Below are 23,482 nucleotides of genomic sequence, written 5' to 3'. Positions count from 1 at the left end.
ACATTCAATGACAGCGTTGTCATCTAAAAACTGTACCTTATAACAACGCCTGTCATTTTATTATTTTAATAAATGACAGCGTTGTCATTTTGGCTGAGAAAAGGTTAAAACAATGTCCAAAAACCAACAAAACAAACTCACAAGAAGTGTACGCCTTGCAATAGCAATGGGTGCGTTAAGTAGTGTTTCGGCGCCTATCGCGCTGGCACAAGAAGCACAAGACGCACAAAGTGCAAGCGAGACGGAAGTCATTGAAGTAAGAGGGATCCGCGGTAGCCAAAAGGCCAACATCAACGCAAAACGTTTCTCTAACGCTATTGTCGATGCCATTACAGCGGAAGACATTGGTAAGTTCCCGGATAAAAACGTGGCAGAAACACTCGCGCGTGTTCCTGGTATTACTATTGACCGTGACTTTGGTGAAGGTCAGGGCGTAACCATTCGTGGTGTTCAGCCCGATCAAAACTTAACGTTGGTAAACGGCCAAGCGGTAGGTACAGGTCAGTGGTTCGTATTGTCAGATGCAACGCGTAACTTTAACTTTGAAATTCTAGCATCAGAAATGATTGCTGGCCTTGAAGTGTACAAATCTTCACAAGCCGATATCGACGAAGGTGCGTTAGGTGGTACGGTAATCCTTAAAACCCGTAAGCCGTTTGACCTAGACGCTAACTCTGGCCAAATTTCGGTAGAAGGGCAGTACGGTGATATTGCCGATGCACTTGACCCATCGTTGTCAGGTTTATACAGCTGGAAGAATGACGACGAAACCTTCGGTATTCTTTTCTCAGGCTCTTATCAAGAGCGTACTGTAGAGCGCGAAACTAACGAAGACTTCGGTTGGTTTGGCCCAAGCATTCCGCGTATTGACCCGCTTATTGAAGCGCCAGCAGGTGCTGATAGAAAAGGCGCATTGCCTTGGGGAATGGGCTCGGCACTATTTAAGCAAGACCGTGAGCGCGTTGGTTTTGATGTGACCGCACAGTGGGCACCAACAGATAACTTTGATATGTCTGTACATTATTTGTCGTCTACGTTAAAAGCTGACAACGTAAACTCTAACCTTATTGGTATTCCATTTCGCGGTATTGCTTATATGGGCACCGACACTAACACAGGTACAGTCAGCGGCGACAACGTGGTTGAGTCACTGAATGTCGTGGGTGTTGACCAACGTCCAGTTTGGGCAAGATTTATTGCCTATGACAACATCTTCCGTGATGGTTCTGAAATGTCGACAGAGATTATTGATGTTGAAGGTCATTATCTTATGGGCGACGGCAAACTGCACTTCCAGTTAGGTACAACAACGGGTGAAGGTGAAAACCGTGACTTCTTCACAGAGTTTTGGGCCGATGCTAACGACCCAAGAGCAGCCTTCGACTTCTATAATCCAGGTGGCGACTCTCCTTACATCGACTTTACAACAGCTAGTCCATGGCTAGCGAACCCAACCGATGAAATGTGGTTAGGCGGCATTTTCGACCAGCTAAACCAAACGGAAGACAAAGAAAACTACATTCAGTTTGATTACGAGCACAGCGTAGATTGGGGTGCAGTAACAGAAGTGAAAACCGGCTTTAAACGCCGTGATAGAAGCTTCTCTCAGTCGCGTTACAGAACTGACTTGGCGAATCTTGCACCGACGGGTGAAGGCAGCCTTGGCCCAGCTTCAGCGTTCTGGAATGGCGACATGATTAACGTGTCGCACTCAAATACTAACGGCGTGGCGGCAAGCTATTTCTTCCCAGACAAAGACAGTATGTATAGCGCGCTTTATAACGTAGCTGAATGTGCTGGCGATGCAACCACCCTATGTCGTCGTACCGATCAGTTCCTTGACGAGTCTTCGTTTGAAATTGAAGAAGACATTACAGCGGCATATGTAATGGCGAAATTCAGCGGAGACGGCTTCAGAGGTAACGTGGGTCTGCGTTATGTTGAAACTGACTCAACGTCTAATGGTTTTGACTTAAATACAGGCGAAGCCGTTGCCTTTGATGGTGGTTATAACGAATGGCTACCAAGCATTAACTTGTCATACGACTTAGCCGACGATGTATTGCTGCGTATGGCTGCATCTCGTGTGTTAACTCGTCCAGCACCGTTCCAGCTTGCGCCAGCGGTAAACCTAACGCCTGAAACCAGTTCAGGTTCAGCGGGTAACCCACAGCTTAACCCGTTAACGGCGAACCAGTTCGAAGTAGGTGCAGAGTGGTATTTTGCTGAATCTTCAGTTGCCGCTATTACGGTATTTAAGAAAGATATCAACGACTTTATCTTTACTAAAACCGTGTCGAGAGAAATTGATGGACAGCAAATCAACCAGCTAAGAACACCTGAAAACGGTGGCTCTACGTCAATTGACGGCGTTGAAATGCAAATTCAGCATGTCTTTGACAATGGTTTCGGTGGTTACGCTAACTACACCTATACTGACGTAGCTGATGCTCGCGTAGATGAGGCGGTACCTGTAACAGATGCTGACGGCAATATTGTGGGTGCAACATTAGCGTCGCGTTTAGTTAGCTTCCCGAACACATCAAAAGACTCGTTTAACGTGGGTGTTTTCTACGAAACTGACCTTTACAGTGCGCGTTTGAACTACAACTACCGTTCTGAATACTTTATTGCACAAACGGAAATTGGCGACCAGTTCCGTGACGAGCAATCTCAGCTAGATGCGCAACTTAGCTGGAATGTTACAGAAACGATCACGCTTAAAGCTGAAGCGTTGAACTTAACCGATGAAATCTGGGAAAACTACTACGTTCGCAGTAGTGACGGTAAACGCCTTGGCGGTACACAAAGCGCCAATGGCCGTCGATTCTTCATCGGCGCTAGCATGAAGTTCTAATTGCTGGAGAGTAAAAATAGCTTGTGTGTTCGCTATTTTTACGTTGCATAAGGGTAGAGCACAAGCTCTACCCTTGTTTTTTGCACACCAATTTTTGTCAAAAACCACCGAAGGATGTGTGTCGTGAGAAGTATTTTGGGATTATCACTGTTGCTTGTGGCTTGCTCGCCATTACAAGAGACGAGTGCGGGCATTGAACAACCACAGTTGGACAGGCTAGGAAAGCAACTTGATGTTCAATATGCGGTATTGAGCAATACCGATGATGATATGTGCCGTGTCCATATTCCCAACGGCAACTGTTTCTCTTCTCAGATCACGTTGCAAAGTAGCACTAGCGTAATACCTGCATCTACATCCTTGTTTTTTAGTCATATCGCACCCGTGCGCGGTTTTGATACGCCACATCCGATATCGATTGAACATATTAATGGCGATTTACATCGCTTAACCTTTGATAAGGTAATCGCCGCAGATACCAAAGTCACCATTACCTTATCGGCCCCGTTTTGGCACGCCTCTCGCTCGGATGCTATGCCTAACTACTACCTGACATATCCAAATCTTTCGCCAGTGCTGGTTGATTCAACAACGCGTGTAAAAGAAGAAGGCAGTAACTTGTTGGTAAACCAACATACCGCTCCATGGACGAGTGAAGCACAATACAAACGCGTTATTGAAGACAACATGCCATTGATGGATAGCGCGTATTTGGCATCAATGTCTTCACACCTGCAAGCGAGCAACAAGCCCAAAACTGATACAAAAGGGATAGAAAAAAATAGCAAAGCGCAACTTGCTAAAACGAGTTTGGTTGAAGTTAACGAGCGCCGGGTTATTCCACAAGTTAGCAAACGATACAATACAGGCGACACCATTGCGATTACAGGAATCGCATTTGATGACAGTGTCACTGAAGAGGTCGTTAACGCCCTCGCGCCCGCATTAGCACAAGCGGCTAATTTTAGCTTAACTCAGCAAGATGATGGGTTAAGTGTCGCAATTAGCCTTGATTCCACCAAGTTTGAAAAGGGTGAATACGAACTGCGCGTAAGCGAGGCTGGCATTGAAATAAACGCAAAAGACACTCAAGGCGCAAATTACGCCATACTGACATTGGCTCAATTGTATAACAAAGCCACGCGCACATTGCCTGTTACTCGTATTCATGACAAGCCGCGCTTTGCGTTTCGCGGTATGCATTTAGACATTGCGCGCCACTTTCCGGGCAAAGACGCCATTGCCTCGGTAATCGAACAAATGTTTACCTATAAGCTTAACAAACTTCACCTGCACTTAAGTGATGATGAAGGCTGGCGTTTAGCTATTGATGCCCTGCCTGAGTTGACAGAAATAGGCGCCTATCGCTGCCATGATTTGTCAGAGCAAACCTGCTTGTTACCGCAGCTTGGCAGTGGGCCGTTTAAGCAAGCGAAAGGCAATGGCTTTCTTACGCAGCAAGACTACATCGATATTCTTCACATGGCGCATCAGCGCGGCATTGAAGTTATTCCGTCGTTAGACATGCCTGGTCACGCTCGCGCTGCTATTGTCTCGATGAACGCACGCTTTAAGCGACTGACAGATGCGGGCCAACATGAAGCGGCCAGTGAATTTTTGTTAGTTGATACAAAAGACACGACGCAATATGAAAGTGTGCAATTTTATCGCGACAACACCATTAACCCGTGTCTAGATAGCACCTATCACTTTATTGACACCATTATGAGCTCGGTCAAAAAACTGCACGAGCAAGCGAACGTGCCGCTTCAGTATTTTCATGTAGGTGCTGATGAAACCGCTGGCGCCTGGGTGGAATCGCCACAGTGTAAAGCCAAAGGGCAAGACGTAGAACGTATTCTTCCTACATTTGTCACACGCGTACAGCAAATTGCAAAACAACACGATATTGCGATTGGTGGTTGGAGTGACGGTATGGAAAAAGCCGCAGCGACTCTGGATAACGAGAAGGCGTATACCAATGTTTGGCATTTGCTTGCCGCAGGTGGTGAAAACACCGTATCGCACTTCGCTGAAACCGACATTCCGGTCGTGCTGTCGTTCCCTGATGTGCTTTATTTTGACTTCCCATATCAAAGCAACCCATATGAGCCGGGCTATTACTGGGGCTCAAGAGCAACCAGTACCCAAAAGGTGTTTTCACTGATGCCAAATCATTTGTCTTTACACAGTCAGGAGTGGACTGATCGTATGGGGAAAGCTTATACCAGCAACGACAACGTGAATACATCGTCAGTAGTGGGTATTCAAGGGCAACTATGGAGCGAAGTCACCGTAAATCAAGATGCGGTGGAGTACATGGTATTCCCACGCTTACTGGCGCTGGCAGAGCGCGCTTGGCACGAAGCCCCATGGCAGCAAAACGCGCGCGAACTTGATAAAGAAAGCCAGTTGCAAGAAACGCGATATCAAGACTGGCAAGCATTTGAGCATGCGATGTTAACCCAACATCTACTCGGTTCTTGTAAAGCAAGATATTAACGTGCGTGTGCCAATGCCCGCTGCGGTGGTGCGTGACGGCGTACTACATATGTATGTTAAAGCTGGTTTGCAAGCAGAGTATCAAGTATCGCAGGGCAGTTGGGAGCACTATGTGAAGCCTGTTGCAGTAAGCGCAGACGCACAAATAAAAGTACGTGCAAGGCTTGAGGGTACGCAAAAAATAAGCAGACAGGCACACTTGTAAGTGTCTGTTTTTTATAGTTAAAAATGACAGCGTTGTCATGTTTTTATCGTGCTTGACCTAATTATTCAAAACGAGAAGTTTCAATGAGTTCTGATTTATTTTTTATTGGCATTGATGGCGGTGGAACTAAATGCCGCGCAAGGCTAGAAGACAGCAACGGCAAGCTGCTGGGTGAAGGTATAAGCGGCCCCGCCAACATCATGCGCAATAGCGAGTTAGCTAAAACGTCGATACTAGAGGCGATTTCAATTGCTATTAATGCCGCTAACACAAGCCAAGGCGTGGCCTCACCCTGTGAGTGCGGTAATGACCAAAAGGCTCAGTCAGGTTCAAGCCAAGCTGCACAAGGCGCTGGCGCAATAAGCTTGTCGCAATGTGTAGTTGGGGCTCGGTGTCGCGGGGGCGAATATTGCCAGCGCGAAGCAACAGTTCGAAGCTTGGTCTCACCCTTTTCATTCCATGCATGTGATAAGCGACTTGCACGCTGCTTGCCTTGGCGCACACGACGGTAAGGAAGGGGCGGCAATTATTATCGGTACAGGTTCAACCGGTACGCTGTGGAAAGACAATGCGTTTAAAGATGTGGGTGGACATGGCTTTCCAATTGGTGACAAAGCCAGTGGCGCGTGGCTAGGGCTAAAAGCCGTTCAGCACACCTTGCTATGTTTAGATGATCTTGAACCTATGGACAGTCTTGCTACGCAAATTTGCGCTGCGCTTCAGTCAAACGACACCGACACAATTGTTAGTCAATGCGCCACTTTTAACACCCATCACTATGCTGCACTAGTCGAACACATGCTGCCTTTGCTTTACAACAAGCAAGCGCGTGTATCGGCGCTGTTTCAAGAAGGGGCGCAGTACATTGAACGCATGGCTGGCAAACTATTGACCGAACACAGCCATGGGCTAGCCATGATTGGTGGGTTAAGCAGTGTGTATTCAACATATTTTTCCGATTCAGTTAAAGCGCGTTTAGTGGCGTGCAAGGCCACACCTCAAGAAGGTGCTATCCATTGCGCCAAAGCGGCTTATTATCAATTAAAAGGTGAGAAATGAAGTTATCAATAATGGCCAAAGAGGCCAGAGAAGTACCAGCAGTCGTTGCGCAACAATTAGAGAAAAATGAAGGTGCAATGCAAGAGCTTGTTGCTTCATTAAAGCAGTTAAATCCTCGTCTTATTTATATTATTGGCCGCGGCTCATCAGATCACGCAGGGGTATTCGGAAAATATTTGTTTGAAACCGAAATGGGGATCCCGGTGTGCAGTGCTGCACTCTCTATTGCGGGCATATTTGGCAAGCAACTTAACTTAAATGGTGCAGTGGCGTTTGTTATTTCTCAATCGGGAAGAAGCCCCGACATATTGAAACAAACCGAGTCGGCAAAGAAGGGCGGCGCGTTTACGGTTGCCTTTGTTAACGATGAAACCTCGCCGTTAGCCGAACTAGCCGATGCGGTGATCCCATTAAGTGCTTATGAAGAAAAAGCGGTAGCAGCAACAAAGAGTTTTATAGCCACATTGTCGGCACTACTTCATTTGTGTGCACGTTGGAGCGATAACAACGCCTTGTTTGACGCATTAAACGCGTTACCTGAATCGTTACAAAAAGTGATTGAGTCGCCCAACCAGCTTAGCGCTAGTTACCTAAAAGACACGCGTAATACCGTGGTGCTAGGTCGTGGGTTTGGTTACGCGGTGGGCCGAGAAGTGGCGCTTAAGTTAAAAGAAGTGTTGGGCATTCATGCCGAAGCTTTCAGCAGTGCTGAGTTTATTCATGGCCCGGTAACACTGGTTGAGAAAAAGCTGAAGCTTATCGCGCTTAATATAGAAGACGAGAGTGCATCATTTCATACCGATATGGTGAACAACGTGAGGGCGAGAGGAGCCGAGTGCCTAGACTTAGGCTTTAACGCCGATGCGTTTGTTAGCAATGTGCATCCGCGCCTTTCTGCACTGTTATTGATGCAACGTTTTTATCTGGATATAGAACACATCGCCATTGAGTGGGGCTTAAACCCTGACACACCGCCAGGGCTAAATAAGGTAACTAAAACCCAATGATCACACATCTTCTCGTTGAAAAGGTGCTGGTGGACGGCACTTGGTTACCCAACCAAGTGCTTAGCGTTGAACATGGCATCATTAAAGGTATTGCCGATTACCCGTTTGCAAGCGACGAGGTAAAGGCAAGCATTTCACAGACTATCAAAGGCTCGGTGATACCTGGCTACGTTGATACACAAGTGAATGGTGGCGGTGGGGTTATGTTTAATCATGCCCCTACCTATGAAAGTCTAAAAGTGATGGCCGACGCGCATCTTAAGTACGGCACGACAACACTATTCCCTACGTTAATTACCGACGATATTCACACCATTGAACGCGCCGCTGATGCCATTAGTGAGGCACTTGCAGACAATCATTCGAGCATTGCCGGTATTCACTTCGAAGGGCCGCATTTGTCGGTTGAAAAGAAGGGCGTGCACCTGCCCCGTTACATTCGCGCTCTTACCGACCGTGAAATGGCAACCTATACGCGCAAAGATATTGGCCAAGTGCTGATTACCGTAGCGCCGGAGAATGTGTCGGTTGACGTAATTCGCGATTTGGTTAATCACGGCGTTATAGTGGCGCTGGGGCACTCTAACGCGCCTTATGACGTTGTTGAACAAGCGCTAGAGGCGGGCGCGACTGGTTTTACCCATTTGTTCAATGCTATGTCGCCGCTGACCTCGCGAGAGCCTGGTATGGTGGGCGCCGCTATGCTTAACAATAGTATCTGCGGCATTATTGTAGACCATCAGCACGTACACCCTAAAACCGTAGAATTGGCCTACAAAGTAAAAGGGCCCAATGAGCTTATGCTGGTCACTGACGCCATGGCGCATGTTGGGGCAAGTGAAGATCGCATTGCGTTTTTTGATACCTATATCACGCGCGAAGGCGACAAATTGACTACGCCTGATGGCACGCTTGCAGGCAGCTGTTTAGATATGCATAGCGCCCTAGTTAACAGTGTAAACGACATAAAAGTGACCCTTGCCAATGCCAGTGTAATGGCAAGCACGACACCTGCGGTATTTACTAAAATCCATGATAGGGTAGGTGATATTGCTATTGGAAAGGCAGCCAACTTTGTGGTTTTAGATAGCACAAATACGCTTTGCCAAGTGTGGTTGCAAGGTAAAAAGCGTTTTACTTATTCTGCTGAACTTCATAACAGTGATAAGTCGCTTTTAAGTGAATCAAGAGAATAAACAAGAATAAGAGACTTTTGACATGACAACACAAGCTCAATCCAATGTACCCAACACGCAGGGCTTAAGCTAGGTTCATTCCCATCTTAAGTATTGGCCTATTGTTCTTCATTTTTGGGTTTATTACCTGGCTTAATGGGGCGCTTATTCCTTTTTTACAAATGGTATGCGAGCTCACAGAAATACAGGCCTTGCTGATAGCGTTTTGTTTCTACATTGCCTATGTCGTCATGGCACTGCCTATGGCAAAAATACTAGAAAAAACAGGCTATCAAAAGGGCATGAGTTTAGGGCTGGGCATTATCGCAATGGGATGTTTGCTCTTTGTACCTGCTGCAATTACCGCTGTTTTTCCTATTTTCTTGCTGGCGCAGTTTGTGGTGGGAAGTGGGCTTACTATTTTACAAACCGCATCAAACCCTTTCATCGTGCGCTTGGGTAACGAAGACAGTGCCGCTGCGCGCATTGCTTTTATGGGGTTATTAAACAAAGCCGCAGGCGTACTAGCGCCCATTGTATTTACAAGCTTGGTGCTAAGTGGTTTGCCAGATGTAAATCAAGAGTCACTTAATGCAATGCCCAGCGATGCGCGCGTCGCGCTTATTAACGATATGTCGGTGTCGCTTATTCAACCCTACGTAGGTATGGCCATTGCGCTTGGCATATTAGCAATGGTGTTTATGCGCATATCGCTTCCGTCTATCGACAATGAGACTGAAGCAGAAGGCGAACAACTGAGTCAGCGCATTGATGATACGCCAGCCAGCAACAAGCAAATATTGCAGTTCCCACACTTGGTATTAGGCGCAATAAGCTTGTTTTTCTATGTGGGCGTTGAAGTAGTAGCAGGAGACACAATTGGCTTATATGGCTCGTCTATTGGTGTTGAAAATGCAACAACATTAACCTCGTTCACAATGGTGGCAATGGTAATAGGTTACGCGGTTGGCTTAGTGTGTATTCCCCGTTTGATATCGCAACAAACGGCCCTTCTAAGCTCAGCGCTACTTGGCTTAGTGCTAACCATTTGTATATTGCTTAGTTCAAATACAGATACGGGTATTTCATCTGCGCTATGGGGCTGGTTGGGCGTGCAGACGTTGCCGAACACGGTAACCTTTATTGCGCTATTGGGTTTAGCCAATGCCATGGTGTGGCTTACTATTTGGCCACTGGCATTGAACAACTTGGGTAAATACACTGCGCAAGGTTCAGCATTGCTTATTATGGGAATAGCAGGTGGGGCTATCCTGCCCATGGTCTACGGTATTGCTAGCGAAGCTATTGGCGGGCAAACCGCCTATATCATAATGTTGCCGTGCTATTGCTTTATCGCTTATTACGCGCTGTGGGGATGTAAAAAAACGCGTTGGTAGCGTTTCTTCCTTACTTTTATCGTTTCATCTTTTCGTAAAAATCAATGATCACAGCAGGTGTTGTGATCATTGCCTCCGTTTGTCCTCATTCATCGCCCGTTTGTCGCTTTTGAATAAACTTTTCGACGCACGTTCACGTACATTCGACGAGTTTAAAAGTAACGTCGTTAATAAGACGCTAATACGGCATAAGCACGGCCAATTGGAGAGAGCAGTGGCAAATAATAATAAAGACTACCCCCACTTAAATAGAAAGGTCCCTTGGATCGCCCATCTTCTGGTATCAATCGTTATTTTAGTGATAGCGGTGTTCACGGTGATGGCGATGTTTTCCAACAAACCAGAAGCCAAACGCTGGGGAGGGCAGCAGAGTGCCCCTACCGTTGCTGTTGATGTGATGGATTTAACGGTTGAAGACTATCAAGTATGGGTTGAATCCTACGGCACGGCTCAGCCTTTGACGCAAACCGAGCTTGTCGCCGATGTGTCCGCACGTGTGGTGGCGATTTCTCCAAATATTAGAGCGGGAAGTGCATTCAAAAAGGGCGACGTGCTTGTTCAGCTTGAAGATCGCGACTTCAAAATTGAAGTAGAAATTGCAAAGTCTGAGGTTGCTCAGGCAAACGTAGCCTACCTGCAAGAACTGGCAGAGGCAGACTTTTCTGCTCAGCAGTGGAATAAGCAGCCTAAAGGCGAAGCAGCTAAATTACTTGCCCTGCGCAAACCCCAAGTGGCCGCTGCCGAAGCAGCACTTCGCGCAGCAGAAGCGCGCTTGGCAGGGGCTGAACTTAATTTAGAACGCGCGACCATCAAAGCCCCATTCGACGGCATGGTACTTAGCCAGTCGGTAGATATTGGTCAGGTAGTTTCGCCTAATCAAACCATTGCATCTATTTATAGCACCGACGTCATTGAAGTAAGACTTCCGGTGAAGACCACAGAACTTGAGTACTTGAGTTTGCTGAATGGTCAGGCGCCAGAAACGCAATCAAATGTGTATTTAAGTGGCGACTTGGGCGTAAGTAACTACACCTGGGAAGGCAAGGTTGTGAGAAGTGAAGGGGCATTTGACCCTGCAACACGAACCCTGTTTTTAGTCGCGCAGGTGCAGTCACCTTTTGAAAGTAACGCTCAGCGCCCAGCGCTGCGTGTCGGCCAATTTCTTAATGCCAAAATAGAAGGCCAAACACTTAACGATGTTTTTGTTATTCCTCGCCAAGCCGTATCGCAAAATAACAAAGTGAGCGTTGTTGATAACGGCGTATTAAGAAAGCGTGCTATCTCTCCACTTTGGACTGACAGCAACAGTGTAATTGTTTCGGCCGTGCAATCTAATGTTGATACGGCAAAGGGTTATGGCATCAAAACAGATGACAAGGTGATCCTTACGCCAACAGCCAATATTCCAGACGGCACCAAGGTAAAAACGCTTGTTGAAAGTTTACCTGAGTCCTCAGATGCTTCTGCCCAAAAAGCACTGCAAGCAAATGCTAGCCAGTCACGATAGGAGACAAGTCGATGATTGCATGGTTTGCTAAAAATGATGTGGCCGCCAACATTCTATTGGTGGTTATTTTTCTATCGGGTCTTTATGTGGCGTCTAACCATATCCCCGTAGACCTTTTCCCTGAATTTGAGCAGCGCAGTGTTAGCGTATCTATGTCGTTACCGGGTGCGTCGCCAGAAGAGGTGGAAGAAGGCATCACTATTCGTATCGAAGAAGCGATACAAGACCTTGAAGGTATTCGAGAAATCAACTCTTCAAGTAGTGAGGGCAGTGCGTCGGTTACCATAGAAGTGGAAGAGGGATACGACGTAAGGCAAATGCTTGATGACGTAAAAATTAAAGTTGACGCTATTAACAACTTTCCCGTCGATGCTGAGAATTTACTGATACAAGTACCACAATGGCGTCGAGACGCCATTGGCGTTGTGCTTTACGGCGAATACGATGCCGTAACGCTAAGACGCCTTGCCGACACTGTTCGCGACGAGCTAGCCGCGCTGCCTGAAATATCTCAGGTGGAAGTAGGGGGTACCTTGCCCTTTGAAATTTCAATTGAGATCCCCGAACTAACGCTACGCAAGTACGATTTGACACTTGAGCAAGTGGCCTTGGTTATTCGTGAAAACGCGACTGACGTGTCTGCCTATAACCTAAAAACTGAAGGCGGTGATATTTTCATACGCAGCAGAGGCCAGGCATACAGTGCAAGTGAATATGCCAATATTCCCGTGCTTACTGCGCAAGATGGCACCATGATAAAGCTGGGCGATATCGCAAACATATCTGATGCGTTTGAAGAGACGCCACTTAAAACGCGCTTTAACGGCGTGCCCGCCACAGAAGTCGAAGTATTTCGGACAGGCGATGAAAGTATTATAGAGGTTACGCAAGCCGTTAAAGAGTATATCGCATACAAGCAAACACAAATGCCCGATGGTCTTAGCCTTGATTTTTGGCGAGACAGAAGTGAGCCCATTAAAGCGCGACTAGCAACCTTGTCGACCAGTGCATGGCAAGGGGCGTTACTGGTTATTACCTTGCTTGCACTATTCTTACGCCCTTCGGTGGCGTTTTGGGTATGCTTGGGTATTCCCATGAGCTTTATGGGCGCTTTCTTACTAATGCCGGTATTTGGTGTAACCCTTAACTTAATGAGTCTGTTCGCCTTTATATTGGTGCTGGGTATTGTAGTAGACGATGCTATTGTGACTAAGCGAAAACGTGTATGCACACCTTGAACGTGGCGAAAGCCCGCTAGATGCCGCAATCAAAGGCACGCAAGAGGTGGCGGTACCGGTAACCTTTGGCATATTAACCACCGCAGCAGCCTTCTTGCCTCTGGCATTTCAAACGGGCAGGGGCAGCTGGTATTCAGCAATTCCTTTCGTCATTATTCCTGTGCTGTTGTTTTCTTTAATCGAGTCGAAGTTTATTCTTCCTGCCCACCTTAAACATGTTAAAGCGAAGGCTGACAAAAAAGACTCTCGACTATCGAAGATTCAGCGCAAGGTGGCTAACTCGCTTGAAACGCTTATCGAGCGCTTTTATCAGCCATTATTGGCGGTTGCCATGAGATGGCGATACGCCACGTGGGTGTTAATGCTCTCATCGCTTATTGTGATCGTAGGCTCTATTGCCAGCGGCCAAACTAAGTTTATTTTCTTCCCGCGAGTGCAAAGTGAAGTGGCAACAGCAACGCTGGTAATGCCAGCAGGTACTGCATTTGAAAGTACCGATAGAATTGTTAAGTCGATTACAGGGCATGCTCAAGCGCTTAAAAGTAAATACTATGATGAAGAGACCTATGAGTCGGTTATCAGAAATATCTACTCGGTAAGCGGCGGTCGTAATTCAACCACGGGTCGAGTGCAGATAGATTTAGTACCGCCTGAAAAACGCACGGTTAACGTGTCGACGCGAGATATTGTTAACGAGTGGCGAAAACGTGTTGGTCAAATAGCAGGGGCTGAGCAGCTTAACTACCGTGCCGAAATTGGAGGCTGGGGCGGTTCGCCTGTGGATGTTGAGCTTAAAGGCAGAGACACGCAAGCGCTTAATGACTTGGGTGAAAAGCTTAAAACTAAACTGGGTGAGTATGCGGCTGTTTTTGATATTGAAGACTCGCTTTCTGACGGTAAAGAAGAGCTTCAATTAGCACTTAAGCCTGAAGCAAGATTACTTGGGCTAGACCTTAACACCGTGGCAAGGCAGGTACGTCAGGCAGTGTTCGGGTTTGAGATTCAGCGCATTCAGCGCGGGCGCGAGGAGGTGCGAGTGATGGTTCGTTACCCCTTAAAAGCTAGGCAGTCTATTGAAACCCTAGAACAGATGATGATACGCATTGGTCCTAATCAGGAAGTACCGCTTTGGCAAGTTGCTGAGGTAACGCCTGGGTTTAGCCCAGACAGTATCTTACGTGTTGACCGACAGCGTACTTTGTCAGTTACCGCCGATTTCGATAAACAAAATGGCGACCTGACCATTGTGCAAAAAGAAGTGGGCGAGTGGCTTTCTTCACAGCTTGCGCAGTACCCCGGCGTTACGTATGAAATGGCGGGCGAGGCTCGTGACCAAGAAGAGTCATCGCAAGGTTTGATGGTTGGTGGTATTGGCTTAGCTATTCTAATCTACATTCTATTGGCAATACCGTTTAAGTCATACTCGCAGCCTATAGTGGTTATGTCGGTGATTCCGTTTGGCTTGGTTGGCGCTGTGTTGGGTCACTGGATAATGGGGATGGACCTAACGTTACTCAGCTTTATGGGCATGCTTGCGTTGTCAGGTGTGGTCGTCAACGACTCTCTGGTGTTGGTGGATTACATCAATCAAAAACGCAAACAAGGCGTGGCGCTGAGTGTTGCCGTTTATGAAGCTGGCGGAAGGCGTTTTAGGCCTGTGCTTTTAACCTCACTGACGACGTTTGCAGGCTTGATGCCGCTGTTATTTGAAAAATCGACACAGGCGCAGTTTTTGATCCCCATGGCGGTAAGCCTTGGCTTTGGAATTTTGTTTGCGACCGTCATTACGTTGTTTATTGTGCCGCTAAACTATCTGATCCTTGAAGATATAAAGCAGTACTTTAGAGATTATAAAACAGACATGATGGATTTGCTTAATAGGCGCTCTAAGCCAATGTAATATGCCTGAAAGGTTGCCTTGGGGCGCTTGAATTGCGAGCGCCCAGTGCCAGTTAATGCATGGCAGGCACGCTTACACGGCTAAATCAATTTGTTGTAACGTGCCAGCGCGTCCATCCTCAAACAGAAAGAACCCATTGGCGCGTACTTTAGCTTGCAGCTGATTGTTGGCGTCTTTTACTTCAAAAGGCGCCGCGATATTGCCTAAATACAGCGCGCCTATACCCAGTGCGCTAAGCGGCGTAATGACATCACTACCCGAAGTATCTCTTTGATAAAACGCTAGGTTAGAAAACATCGGATCGCCTGCATCAATAAAGTGGTTACCGTCACTATCGAACCGAGCTAGTTCTGCAAAACCGTTGCCAGTGCGGGCGCCAAATAGTTCACTGCCATCATCAATTTTTCCATTCATGTTTGTATCGATAGCCAAAAAACCTGATGTTCCTGTTGCAAAGTGCACGCTGTCTGTCTTTCCGTCGGCATCAATATCAAACGCTACTTTGTTGTGTGTAAGGTCAAGGCCTGAATGCGTTGAGTGGCCCAAATTAAGCACCAATGGATCTGTAAGTTCTACTTCGCCCACTTTCATCTCAAAGCGGTTTTGAATGTAATACTGACGTTCTGAGTAATGCGACAACGCAATGTTGATGGTATCGCCTGTGTTGGTGAGTAATTGCCCGCTGGCACTAAAATGCCCTGATTCGTGTTCTAAATAGCTTTCCTCATACTGGTATATTAGGTCTGCGGTAGTCGATTGGCGCGCCTGCGCATTACCTTGATTATCATTTTGTGTACCGGGTTCATTATCAAAGTTTGAAGGGCTTGTGAGCGTAATTTTGTGCCCGGCTAATTGCTCAACCAACATCTTCAGTTGAGCCGTTTTAACATCCAAGTGTTGCGTTTCACTATCGGCAGGGGCATCTAACGTGTTTTGCGAAAGGTTATCAGTGGTTATGTTTCCAGAGGGGACGCTATCTGCATTCGCAGTAGGCCGAGTAGCAAGCGATTCTTTTACCGAGACAGTTTCGTTGTAACTATGCTTATAGCCAAGCGTTATCTGACTTTGTGCAATTATCATTGTGTTGGCCCTATCTTTACGTTAATTCAAGGTACAACTCTGCTCAACTGTGTTATCGGCTTCAGCTAAAGAATCTTTATGGTTAGGTGAAAATAATTTCTTAATCGTTATCGGTGTTACTATTTGGAATAGCAACGAGAAAAGGCTTACGTTTTTAAAAGCTGGCACCGCAGTTGCTGCTTTCGGGTTTCGTAAATTTATGCAGTTAAATATGGGGAGTGTACTGTTGAAATATGTGGTTGTAGTTATGGCGTTACTGGTCAGTAGCGTATGTTTGGGCAAGCAGAGCCAATTTAAATCTGTGTCGGTGACCTCTGCAAATGCACCAAAATCGCCCATCATGATCCAAGGGCCTATGCCCATTGAAGCAGAATTCTTCGCAAGTTTACTCACCGACGTTCGCATAGAAAAAGCAGGGAATGCCACGTTTTATATTGGAAGGTTGAACGACTATCCAGTGGTGGTAGCCAAAACGGGGAAGGGGCTAGAAAATACCGCTGCGGCAACGGCTATTGGTATTGAGCGTTATCGCCCCATAGCCATCATCAATCAAGGCACATCGGGCGGGCATGATCCTAAGTTAAACGTGGGCGATATAGTGCTAGGCAAACGCGCGGTAAATGCGAGTAACTTTAAAACGGCGCGTTTAGCGCAAGGACAAGGCTCAGACCCTATGCAATGGGTGCCTATGGATATTATGGCTTCAGAAGGAAGTGCCGGAGAGGGCGACAGTGCCGCAGACGCCGAAAAAATTCGCTACTACCTAGGCAATGAACAATTGCTTGCTATAGCGAAGTCAGTAAAGCAGCACTACACCCGGGGCAAAGTAGTAGAGGGTACCATTGGTAGCGGCAACTTTTGGAATAACGAGCTAGACCGTATCGCGTGGTTACACCAGCATTTTGGAACTAGCGTGGAAGAAATGGAAACGTCGGCTGCGGCACAAATTGCGCTGGCATACGACGTGCCTTTTTTAGGTATTCGTGTGCTATCTAACAACATTACCAATGGTGGGCATTACGACCCAACCACATCGGTAAACTGCCAACAGTTTGTTAAAGAGGTAGTTGAGCAGTTTATTTCGAATAAAAGTAAACAGTTGGGCACTAAAGACGATTAGCATGCTATTTGAGACCTTTGGTTCAAACAAAATAAGTTAACGCCTATAAAGTTAATCATGTTCAGGCTTATTGTTTGGGCATCTCCTGTTTTGCGCAATTCTTGTGTATTGCGCCCTCTTTCGGCAGTGGAAGGATCTACTGCCGACTTTATTCCCTATTTAGCAGTTTCGTTCTGCCAATATGTTATTCATTATATTGGGATACGGACAAATAGACGCCAGCCGACTGTAATTTCGACTGCTGTCCTAATGTACGCTCTTCATTTGCACGCTCATTAGCTTGGCGAAGTAAAGCCTTAAGTGCTTCTTCTAATTTTTCGAGTTTAGCTTGCAAGTCATCAAGCTGTTTTTTCTGGTTTTCATTGTGCGGCTTTTGCTCGTTAAGTGCTTCAATAGCATCTTTGGTTTTTTCGATTTCCTCTTTAAGCTCATCCATTTTCTCTTGGTCTACGCCTAACCTATTAAATAACACCCGCTCAAAAGCTTCTTCTAGAAAGCTCTTGGGGCGTTCTTCAGTTGTGGTAGAGGTAACTTGTTCGCCATCCATTGCCGCCTTGGTGGCGAAGTTGTGCCCATCTGCATAGTCGTTTGCCTCAGATACATTGCCACCTTCACCTGAAACACCATCGTTATTTCGCTCACTATACATGGCTTGCCAGCGATCGTAGTCGGCTTGAGACACTATCATTAACATTCCTCAAAATGGTCAAACAATTACAGAAAAGCAGTATTAGGCGAATTCTGTACCAAGTTGCGCCTCTCGATAGACTTTAACAACGTTGCCAAAAGACAGTGTTTAGTTCTTTGATATTTGATTTTCTGATGTTCAGGCAGTAATACATTTGCTTTTTAAATGTATTGATAAATATTTCCAATTTGTTGCACAAACGTTAGCTCACTATACTCAGTGTCGTTTTCTACCTTTCAATTAAAAAGAGTAAGTGGAATGTCTAATACCACCGCCCTACACGCAAAGCACCTAGAAGCCGGTGCGAAAATGGTCGATTTCTTCGGCTGGGATATGCCAATTAACTATGGTTCACAAATTGAAGAGCATCACGCTGTGCGTCAAGACGCGGGTATGTTTGATGTGTCTCACATGACCATTGTTGATGTGAAAGGCGCGCAAGCAAAAGCCTATCTTCAATACCTATTGGCCAACGACGTTGCCAAGCTAAAAGACAAAGGCAAAGCGCTATACAGCGGCATGCTAAATGAAGAAGGCGGTGTAGTAGACGATCTTATCGTTTATCACTTTGAAGAAACTAACTATCGCTTGGTAGTTAACTCAGCAACGCGCGAAAAAGATATGAACTGGTTAATGAGCAAAGCAGAAGGCTTTGACGTAACCATTACCGAGCGCCCTGAGTTTGCCATGATTGCCGTGCAAGGCCCTAATGCTAAAGAAAAAGCGGCAACGCTATTTAGTGCAGCGCAAAAAGAAGCGGTTGCAGGCATGAAGCCATTCTTTGGCGTACAAGCAGAAGACTTGTTTATTGCCACTACAGGCTACACGGGTGAAGCAGGTTACGAAATTATGGTGCCAGCTGAGCAAGCAGAAAGCTTCTGGCAAGCACTACTTGACGCAGGTGTTAAGCCATGCGGCCTAGGCGCACGTGACACGCTACGTCTTGAAGCGGGTATGAACCTATATGGCCAAGATATGGATGAAACCGTATCGCCACTAGCCGCTAACATGGGCTGGACAATTACTTGGGAACCAGCAGAGCGTGACTTCGTAGGGCGTAAAGCGCTAGAAGCACAGCGTGAAGCGGGTACCGACAAGCTAGTAGGCTTGGTAATGACTGAAAAAGGCGTGCTACGTCATGGCCTTAAAGTGAAAACTGAAAGCGGCGAAGGTGTTATCACCTCAGGTACGTTCTCTCCAACATTGGGCCATTCAATTGCGATGGCGCGAGTACCAAGTGACGTTGGTGAGACAGTTGAAGTGGAAATGCGCAAAAAGTGGGTTACAGTAAATGTGGTTAAGCCCTCCTTTGTACGCAATGGAAAAAGTGTTTTATAAGTTAACAGAGAATAACAGGAACGATTATGAGCAACATCCCAACTGATTTACGCTATGCCGCTACGCACGAATGGGTTCGCCCTGAAGGTGACGGTGTTTTCACTGTAGGTATTTCTGAGCACGCACAAGGCCTACTTGGCGACATGGTTTTCGTTGAACTACCAGATGTTGGCGACGCGGTTAGCACTGGCGACGACATTTGTGTTGCTGAATCTGTAAAAGCAGCGTCTGACGTATACGCGCCAATTTCTGGTGAAATTGTTGCGGTTAACGAAGACCTAGAAGATTCGCCAGAGCTTGTGAACTCTGACCCATACGGTGACGGCTGGATGTTCAAAATTAAAGCTGACGACGCGGCAGAAGTAGAAGGTCTACTTGATGCAGAAGGCTACGAAAACAGCATTGACGAAGAGTAATTCGTTACGCAGTTTTACAGATTCACAGTTTAAAAAAGGGGCCTAGGTTTAGCGCCCCTTTTTAACTTAAAGATTTAACGCGCCCTTTGCGGCAACCATTACGAGTGCTTAACAACGTTATGTCGAATACTTCCCCTACATTGGCTCAACTAGAGCAAAAAGATACATTTATCCGCCGTCACATCGGCCCGGGTAAAGGCGAAATTGAAGAAATGCTGTCTGCCATTGGTGCAAGCTCATTAGACGATTTAATCGAGCAAACTGTACCAGCAGGTATTGCGCTACCAGAGCCACTAAAGTGCGGTGAAGGTGCGACAGAAGTTGAAGCATTAAGTGAATTAAAAGCGGTTGCGCAAAAGAACAAAATTAACCGTTCTTTTATTGGTATGGGTTACTACGACACTCACGTACCAAACGTTATTCTGCGCAACGTGCTAGAAAACCCAGGTTGGTACACAGCATACACGCCTTACCAGCCAGAGATTGCACAAGGCCGTTTAGAAGCTATTCTTAACTTCCAACAAGTTACCATTGACCTAACTGGCCTAGAGCTAGCGTCGGCATCATTACTAGATGAAGCGACAGCGGCGGCAGAGGCGATGGGCCTTGCCAAGCGCGTATCTAAAAATAAAAAAGCCAACGCATTCTTTGTTGCTAACGACGTTCACCCTCAAACAATTGACGTGGTTGAAACGCGCGCGGAAATGTTTGGCTTTGAAATCATCAAAGGTGCAGCAGAAGAAGCGGCAGAGCACGACGTATTTGGTGCGCTACTGCAATACCCAACGACCACAGGTGAAGTAAAAGACATCAGCGACATCATTGCTGCGGTACAAGCGAAAAAAGGTATTGTTGCAGTAGCGGCTGACCTAATGAGCTTGGTAATGCTTAAGTCGCCAGGCGAGCTAGGTGCAGACGTTGCACTTGGTAGTGCACAGCGCTTTGGTGTACCAATGGGTTACGGTGGTCCGCACGCCGCATTTTTTGCAACGCGCGACAGCTACAAGCGTTCACTACCTGGCCGTATCATTGGTGTAAGTAAAGACACCCGTGGCCGTCAAGCACTGCGTATGGCGCTACAAACCCGTGAACAGCACATTCGCCGTGAAAAAGCGAACTCGAACATTTGTACAGCGCAGGTATTACTTGCCAACATGGCAAGCTTCTACGCGGTGTACCACGGTCCACAAGGTCTTAAAACCATTGCTGAGCGCATTCACCGTTTTGCTGACATTCTTGCTACTGGCCTAACACAAAAAGGCGCAGAAAAAGGCGTTGCCCTTAAGCACAGCACGTACTTCGACACGCTAACTGTAATGGTAGACAACAAGGAAGACGTACTTGCAAAAGCATACGCGAAAGGCATGAACCTACGTGCTGACTTAGAAGGCGCAGTAGGTGTAGCACTAGATGAAACCACAACCCGTGAAGACATTGTTGCGCTATTCGACGTTATCCTAGGTGAAGACCACGGTTTAACGGTTGAAGGCCTAGACGCTGAAGTGACTACGCAAGACGTGAAGTCTATTCCTGAAGTGCTAGTTCGTACAAGCGACATTCTTACCCACGAAGTATTTAACCAGTATCACTCAGAAACAGAGATGCTGCGTTACATCAAGAGCCTTGAGAATAAAGACTTGGCGCTTAATCACTCAATGATTTCATTGGGTTCGTGCACCATGAAGCTAAACGCAACAGCTGAAATGATCCCAGTAACATGGGCTGAATTTGGTCAGCTTCACCCGTTTGCACCACTAGACCAAGCAACAGGCTATCAAGAAATGATTGCCGAGCTAGCGAAGTGGCTAATTAACGTAACGGGTTACGACGCACTTTCAATGCAGCCTAACTCGGGTGCACAAGGTGAATACGCAGGTCTATTGGCTATTCAGCGTTATCATGAAAGCCGCGGCGAGGGCCACAGAAACGTGTGCCTAATTCCAAGCTCTGCACACGGTACTAACCCAGCATCTGCGCAAATGGTTAGCCTAAAAGTTGTGGTTGTTGCCTGTGATGCAAACGGTAACGTAGACCTTAACGACCTTCGTAAGAAGGCAGAAGAAGTGGGTGAGAACCTGTCTTGTGCCATGATCACATACCCGTCTACCCACGGTGTATACGAAGAAACCGTACGCGAGATTTGTGACATTGTTCACGAGCACGGCGGTCAGGTTTACATGGACGGCGCGAACATGAACGCGCAGGTGGGCATTACGTCACCTGGCTTCATTGGTTCAGACGTATCGCACCTTAACCTACACAAAACCTTCTGTATTCCACACGGTGGTGGCGGCCCAGGCATGGGACCCATTGGTGTTAAGTCGCACCTTGCACCATTCCTACCAAACCACACAGTGGTAGACGTAGCAACAGCGGGTAAAGACTGTGGTGCAGTTTCGGCAGCGCCATGGGGTAGTGCATCTATTCTGCCAATCAGCTACATGTATATCAAAATGATGGGTAGCGAAGGCCTACGCCGTGCAACCGAAGTAGCTATTCTTAATGCTAACTACGTAGCCAAGAAGCTAGAAGGGCACTACAAGGTACTTTATAAAGGTAATAATGACCGTGTTGCGCACGAATGTATTGTTGACCTGCGCCCGCTTAAAGAAGCAAGCGGTGTTACCGAAGTAGACATTGCGAAGCGCTTAAACGACTATGGCTTCCACGCGCCAACTATGAGCTTCCCAGTAGCGGGTACGCTTATGATTGAGCCAACAGAGTCGGAAGCGAAGTACGAGCTAGACCGTTTCATTAATGCCATGATTAGCATTCGTGAAGAAGTAGCGAAAGTAGAAAGCGGCGAGTGGGATGCCACAGATAATCCACTACACAATGCACCACATACGCTAGCAGACATCTGTGACAGCGACTGGAACCGCAGCTACGACCGCATGCTAGCAGCGTACCCAGCACCAGAAGTACACAGAAACAAGTTCTGGCCAACGGTGAACCGTATTGATGACGTATTCGGCGACCGCAACCTAATTTGCTCTTGCCCCAGCATTGAGAGCTATTCTGAGGAATAGGTTGGTGACGATTTGAAAATAAGTTTGTGAATAGATTAATTAGTTTGTGAATAAAATTAGTTGGAGAACGACTTAAATTAGTTTGTGAATGAAATTAGTTTGTGGACAGGGCTTAGTTTTCGATAAAAAGCTGCGATTTTATATCGCAGCTTTTTTATAGCTATTGACCAGCTCAAGATAACGTCTACATCTCGACCTTTTCTGAAAAATACAACTAGCAGTACTTCAAATTCCTGTACAAAAAAACATTAAAATATTTTGTGTATAAAAAATTCAGCATCTGCCAGCGTTTGTTGTCGTTTTTAGATGTTCTTGCGATGGTTTCCAATAAGATGCGATCTGGTTGTCATATATGGCGTGGGCTGGAGAGCTTAGTGAACAGTGGTCAACCTCATAGTTTCCAATAAAATGCGATTATTTACTATCAAATCTCTCGACATCGAAATTTAATAGTTTCCTTATTCATATTTCTTTTCAGTCTTTACATGACCGTATTCTGGCCACAAAGTGGTTAGATAAACTGTTCGAAGTCAGTCTATGTATGTAGCAACAGAAACCTGACCTCTGCGTTGTATCGATGCGTTCATTTATCCACTGTTCTTCAGAGATGACCGGGCGGTCTGCGGGACCAGAAAAATCTGCCATAGCAAGCACAGAGTGCTGACACTGCCTCATGCTTTTAAGTTCCTTTCTCAGCTTATTGGCGATTAACGTCCATGCAACGCAATTTGTTTCATCGATGCCGTTGCCAATTGGAGTGATTCAACCGCTTGGTTTACTTCACAAAGTGCAAGCGAGCATTCCCCGATTTGTTGATATAAAAAAATTGACGGGCCGTCAGTTTCCAGCCGGTTTTGTAAATCGAGTAACTCTTCGAAAACGCCAATTTGATACGACTTACTCATTTGCAAAATGAGTGCTATTGTCCTCATCGTTTTCTATTTAATCGCGAAGATTATCATTC

Annotated in this window: 16 protein-coding genes and 1 pseudogene; 14 read left to right on the top strand and 3 right to left on the bottom strand. The window is 46.5% G+C overall.

Annotation, left to right across the window (positions count from 1 at the left end; all coding sequences use genetic code 11):
* The first annotated feature begins 112 nt into the window (after positions 1 to 112).
* The 10 genes and pseudogenes from V6N89_RS16065 to V6N89_RS16020 all read left to right on the top strand — a co-directional run bounded on the left by V6N89_RS16065 (position 113) and on the right by V6N89_RS16020 (position 14,847).
* A complete protein-coding gene (locus V6N89_RS16065; protein ID WP_338518484.1) occupies positions 113 to 2,857 on the top strand; it encodes a TonB-dependent receptor in 2,745 nt (914 codons plus the stop codon).
* Between the two features lie 123 nt (positions 2,858 to 2,980).
* Entirely contained in the window at positions 2,981 to 5,359 is a 2,379-nt protein-coding gene (locus V6N89_RS16060; RefSeq protein ID WP_346992951.1) for a family 20 glycosylhydrolase, read from the top strand.
* Between the two features lies 1 nt (position 5,360).
* Positions 5,361 to 5,564, top strand: a complete 204-nt coding sequence (locus V6N89_RS16055; RefSeq protein WP_346992950.1) for a chitobiase/beta-hexosaminidase C-terminal domain-containing protein — start codon at positions 5,361 to 5,363, stop codon at positions 5,562 to 5,564.
* A gap of 83 nt (positions 5,565 to 5,647) precedes the next feature.
* On the top strand, positions 5,648 to 6,076 hold the full coding sequence (locus V6N89_RS16050; protein ID WP_346992949.1) for a BadF/BadG/BcrA/BcrD ATPase family protein: 429 nt from the start codon (positions 5,648 to 5,650) through the stop codon (positions 6,074 to 6,076).
* Entirely contained in the window at positions 5,973 to 6,623 is a 651-nt protein-coding gene (locus tag V6N89_RS16045; protein ID WP_346993814.1) for an ATPase, read from the top strand. Before V6N89_RS16050 ends, V6N89_RS16045 begins: the two co-directional genes overlap by 104 nt.
* On the top strand, positions 6,620 to 7,630 hold the full coding sequence (nagB-II, locus tag V6N89_RS16040) for a glucosamine-6-phosphate deaminase NagB-II (protein WP_346992948.1): 1,011 nt from the start codon (positions 6,620 to 6,622) through the stop codon (positions 7,628 to 7,630). The genes V6N89_RS16045 and nagB-II overlap by 4 nt, the downstream gene beginning before the upstream one ends.
* A complete protein-coding gene (gene nagA, locus V6N89_RS16035; protein ID WP_338518479.1) occupies positions 7,627 to 8,826 on the top strand; it encodes an N-acetylglucosamine-6-phosphate deacetylase in 1,200 nt (399 codons plus the stop codon). Before nagB-II ends, nagA begins: the two co-directional genes overlap by 4 nt.
* 101 nt (positions 8,827 to 8,927) lie before the next feature.
* On the top strand, positions 8,928 to 10,202 hold the full coding sequence (locus V6N89_RS16030; protein ID WP_346992947.1) for a sugar MFS transporter: 1,275 nt from the start codon (positions 8,928 to 8,930) through the stop codon (positions 10,200 to 10,202).
* Between the two features lie 214 nt (positions 10,203 to 10,416).
* Positions 10,417 to 11,709 (top strand): efflux RND transporter periplasmic adaptor subunit, encoded by a 1,293-nt coding sequence (locus tag V6N89_RS16025; protein WP_338518478.1) that lies wholly within the window; start codon positions 10,417 to 10,419, stop codon positions 11,707 to 11,709.
* An 11-nt stretch (positions 11,710 to 11,720) separates the two neighbouring features.
* Positions 11,721 to 14,847 (top strand): annotated as a pseudogene (locus V6N89_RS16020) (efflux RND transporter permease subunit).
* Between the two features lie 72 nt (positions 14,848 to 14,919).
* Here the strand turns inward: V6N89_RS16020 and V6N89_RS16015 are convergent.
* Positions 14,920 to 15,927, bottom strand: coding sequence for a hypothetical protein (locus V6N89_RS16015; protein WP_338518473.1), 1,008 nt, complete (start codon positions 15,925 to 15,927; stop codon positions 14,920 to 14,922).
* Positions 15,928 to 15,976: 49 nt separating this feature from the next.
* Between V6N89_RS16015 and V6N89_RS16010 the strand changes: the two genes are divergently transcribed.
* Complete coding sequence (locus V6N89_RS16010; RefSeq protein ID WP_338518472.1) at positions 15,977 to 17,047, top strand: 5'-methylthioadenosine/S-adenosylhomocysteine nucleosidase; 1,071 nt, start codon at positions 15,977 to 15,979, stop codon at positions 17,045 to 17,047.
* A 184-nt stretch (positions 17,048 to 17,231) separates the two neighbouring features.
* On the opposite strand, the gene V6N89_RS16005 is transcribed toward V6N89_RS16010, so the two are convergent.
* The gene (locus V6N89_RS16005; protein WP_346992946.1) at positions 17,232 to 17,735 is read right to left on the bottom strand and encodes a hypothetical protein; all 504 of its coding nucleotides are present in this window, start codon (positions 17,733 to 17,735) and stop codon (positions 17,232 to 17,234) included.
* Between the two features lie 258 nt (positions 17,736 to 17,993).
* Between V6N89_RS16005 and gcvT the strand changes: the two genes are divergently transcribed.
* The 3 genes from gcvT (at position 17,994) to gcvP (ending at position 22,518) form a co-directional block, all read left to right on the top strand.
* The gene (gene gcvT / locus V6N89_RS16000; protein WP_346992945.1) at positions 17,994 to 19,073 is read left to right on the top strand and encodes a glycine cleavage system aminomethyltransferase GcvT; all 1,080 of its coding nucleotides are present in this window, start codon (positions 17,994 to 17,996) and stop codon (positions 19,071 to 19,073) included.
* Positions 19,074 to 19,099: 26 nt separating this feature from the next.
* On the top strand, positions 19,100 to 19,489 hold the full coding sequence (gene gcvH / locus V6N89_RS15995) for a glycine cleavage system protein GcvH (protein WP_334050849.1): 390 nt from the start codon (positions 19,100 to 19,102) through the stop codon (positions 19,487 to 19,489).
* A gap of 119 nt (positions 19,490 to 19,608) precedes the next feature.
* Complete coding sequence (gene gcvP, locus V6N89_RS15990) at positions 19,609 to 22,518, top strand: aminomethyl-transferring glycine dehydrogenase (RefSeq protein WP_346992944.1); 2,910 nt, start codon at positions 19,609 to 19,611, stop codon at positions 22,516 to 22,518.
* Between the two features lie 707 nt (positions 22,519 to 23,225).
* Here gcvP and V6N89_RS15985 read toward each other — a convergent pair.
* Positions 23,226 to 23,423, bottom strand: coding sequence for a hypothetical protein (locus tag V6N89_RS15985; RefSeq protein WP_338518468.1), 198 nt, complete (start codon positions 23,421 to 23,423; stop codon positions 23,226 to 23,228).
* Positions 23,424 to 23,482: the final 59 nt, after the last annotated feature.

It is taken from the genome of Alteromonas gracilis (genome assembly GCF_036870955.2).
Lineage (GTDB): Bacteria > Pseudomonadota > Gammaproteobacteria > Enterobacterales > Alteromonadaceae > Alteromonas > Alteromonas gracilis_A.
The sequence above is the reverse complement of the archived record's forward strand: the minus strand, read 5'-3'. Positions and strand labels throughout refer to the sequence as shown.

Coding starts and splice junctions, on each gene's coding strand:
- V6N89_RS16065 (WP_338518484.1), top strand. CDS start 113: ATGTCCAAAAACCAACAAAACAAACTCACAAGAAGTGTACGCCTTGCA.
- V6N89_RS16050 (WP_346992949.1), top strand. CDS start 5,648: ATGAGTTCTGATTTATTTTTTATTGGCATTGATGGCGGTGGAACTAAA.
- nagB-II (WP_346992948.1), top strand. CDS start 6,620: ATGAAGTTATCAATAATGGCCAAAGAGGCCAGAGAAGTACCAGCAGTC.
- nagA (WP_338518479.1), top strand. CDS start 7,627: ATGATCACACATCTTCTCGTTGAAAAGGTGCTGGTGGACGGCACTTGG.
- V6N89_RS16015 (WP_338518473.1), bottom strand. CDS start 15,927: ATGATAATTGCACAAAGTCAGATAACGCTTGGCTATAAGCATAGTTAC.
- V6N89_RS16005 (WP_346992946.1), bottom strand. CDS start 17,735: ATGATAGTGTCTCAAGCCGACTACGATCGCTGGCAAGCCATGTATAGT.
- gcvT (WP_346992945.1), top strand. CDS start 17,994: ATGTCTAATACCACCGCCCTACACGCAAAGCACCTAGAAGCCGGTGCG.
- gcvH (WP_334050849.1), top strand. CDS start 19,100: ATGAGCAACATCCCAACTGATTTACGCTATGCCGCTACGCACGAATGG.
- gcvP (WP_346992944.1), top strand. CDS start 19,609: ATGTCGAATACTTCCCCTACATTGGCTCAACTAGAGCAAAAAGATACA.
- V6N89_RS15985 (WP_338518468.1), bottom strand. CDS start 23,423: ATGAGTAAGTCGTATCAAATTGGCGTTTTCGAAGAGTTACTCGATTTA.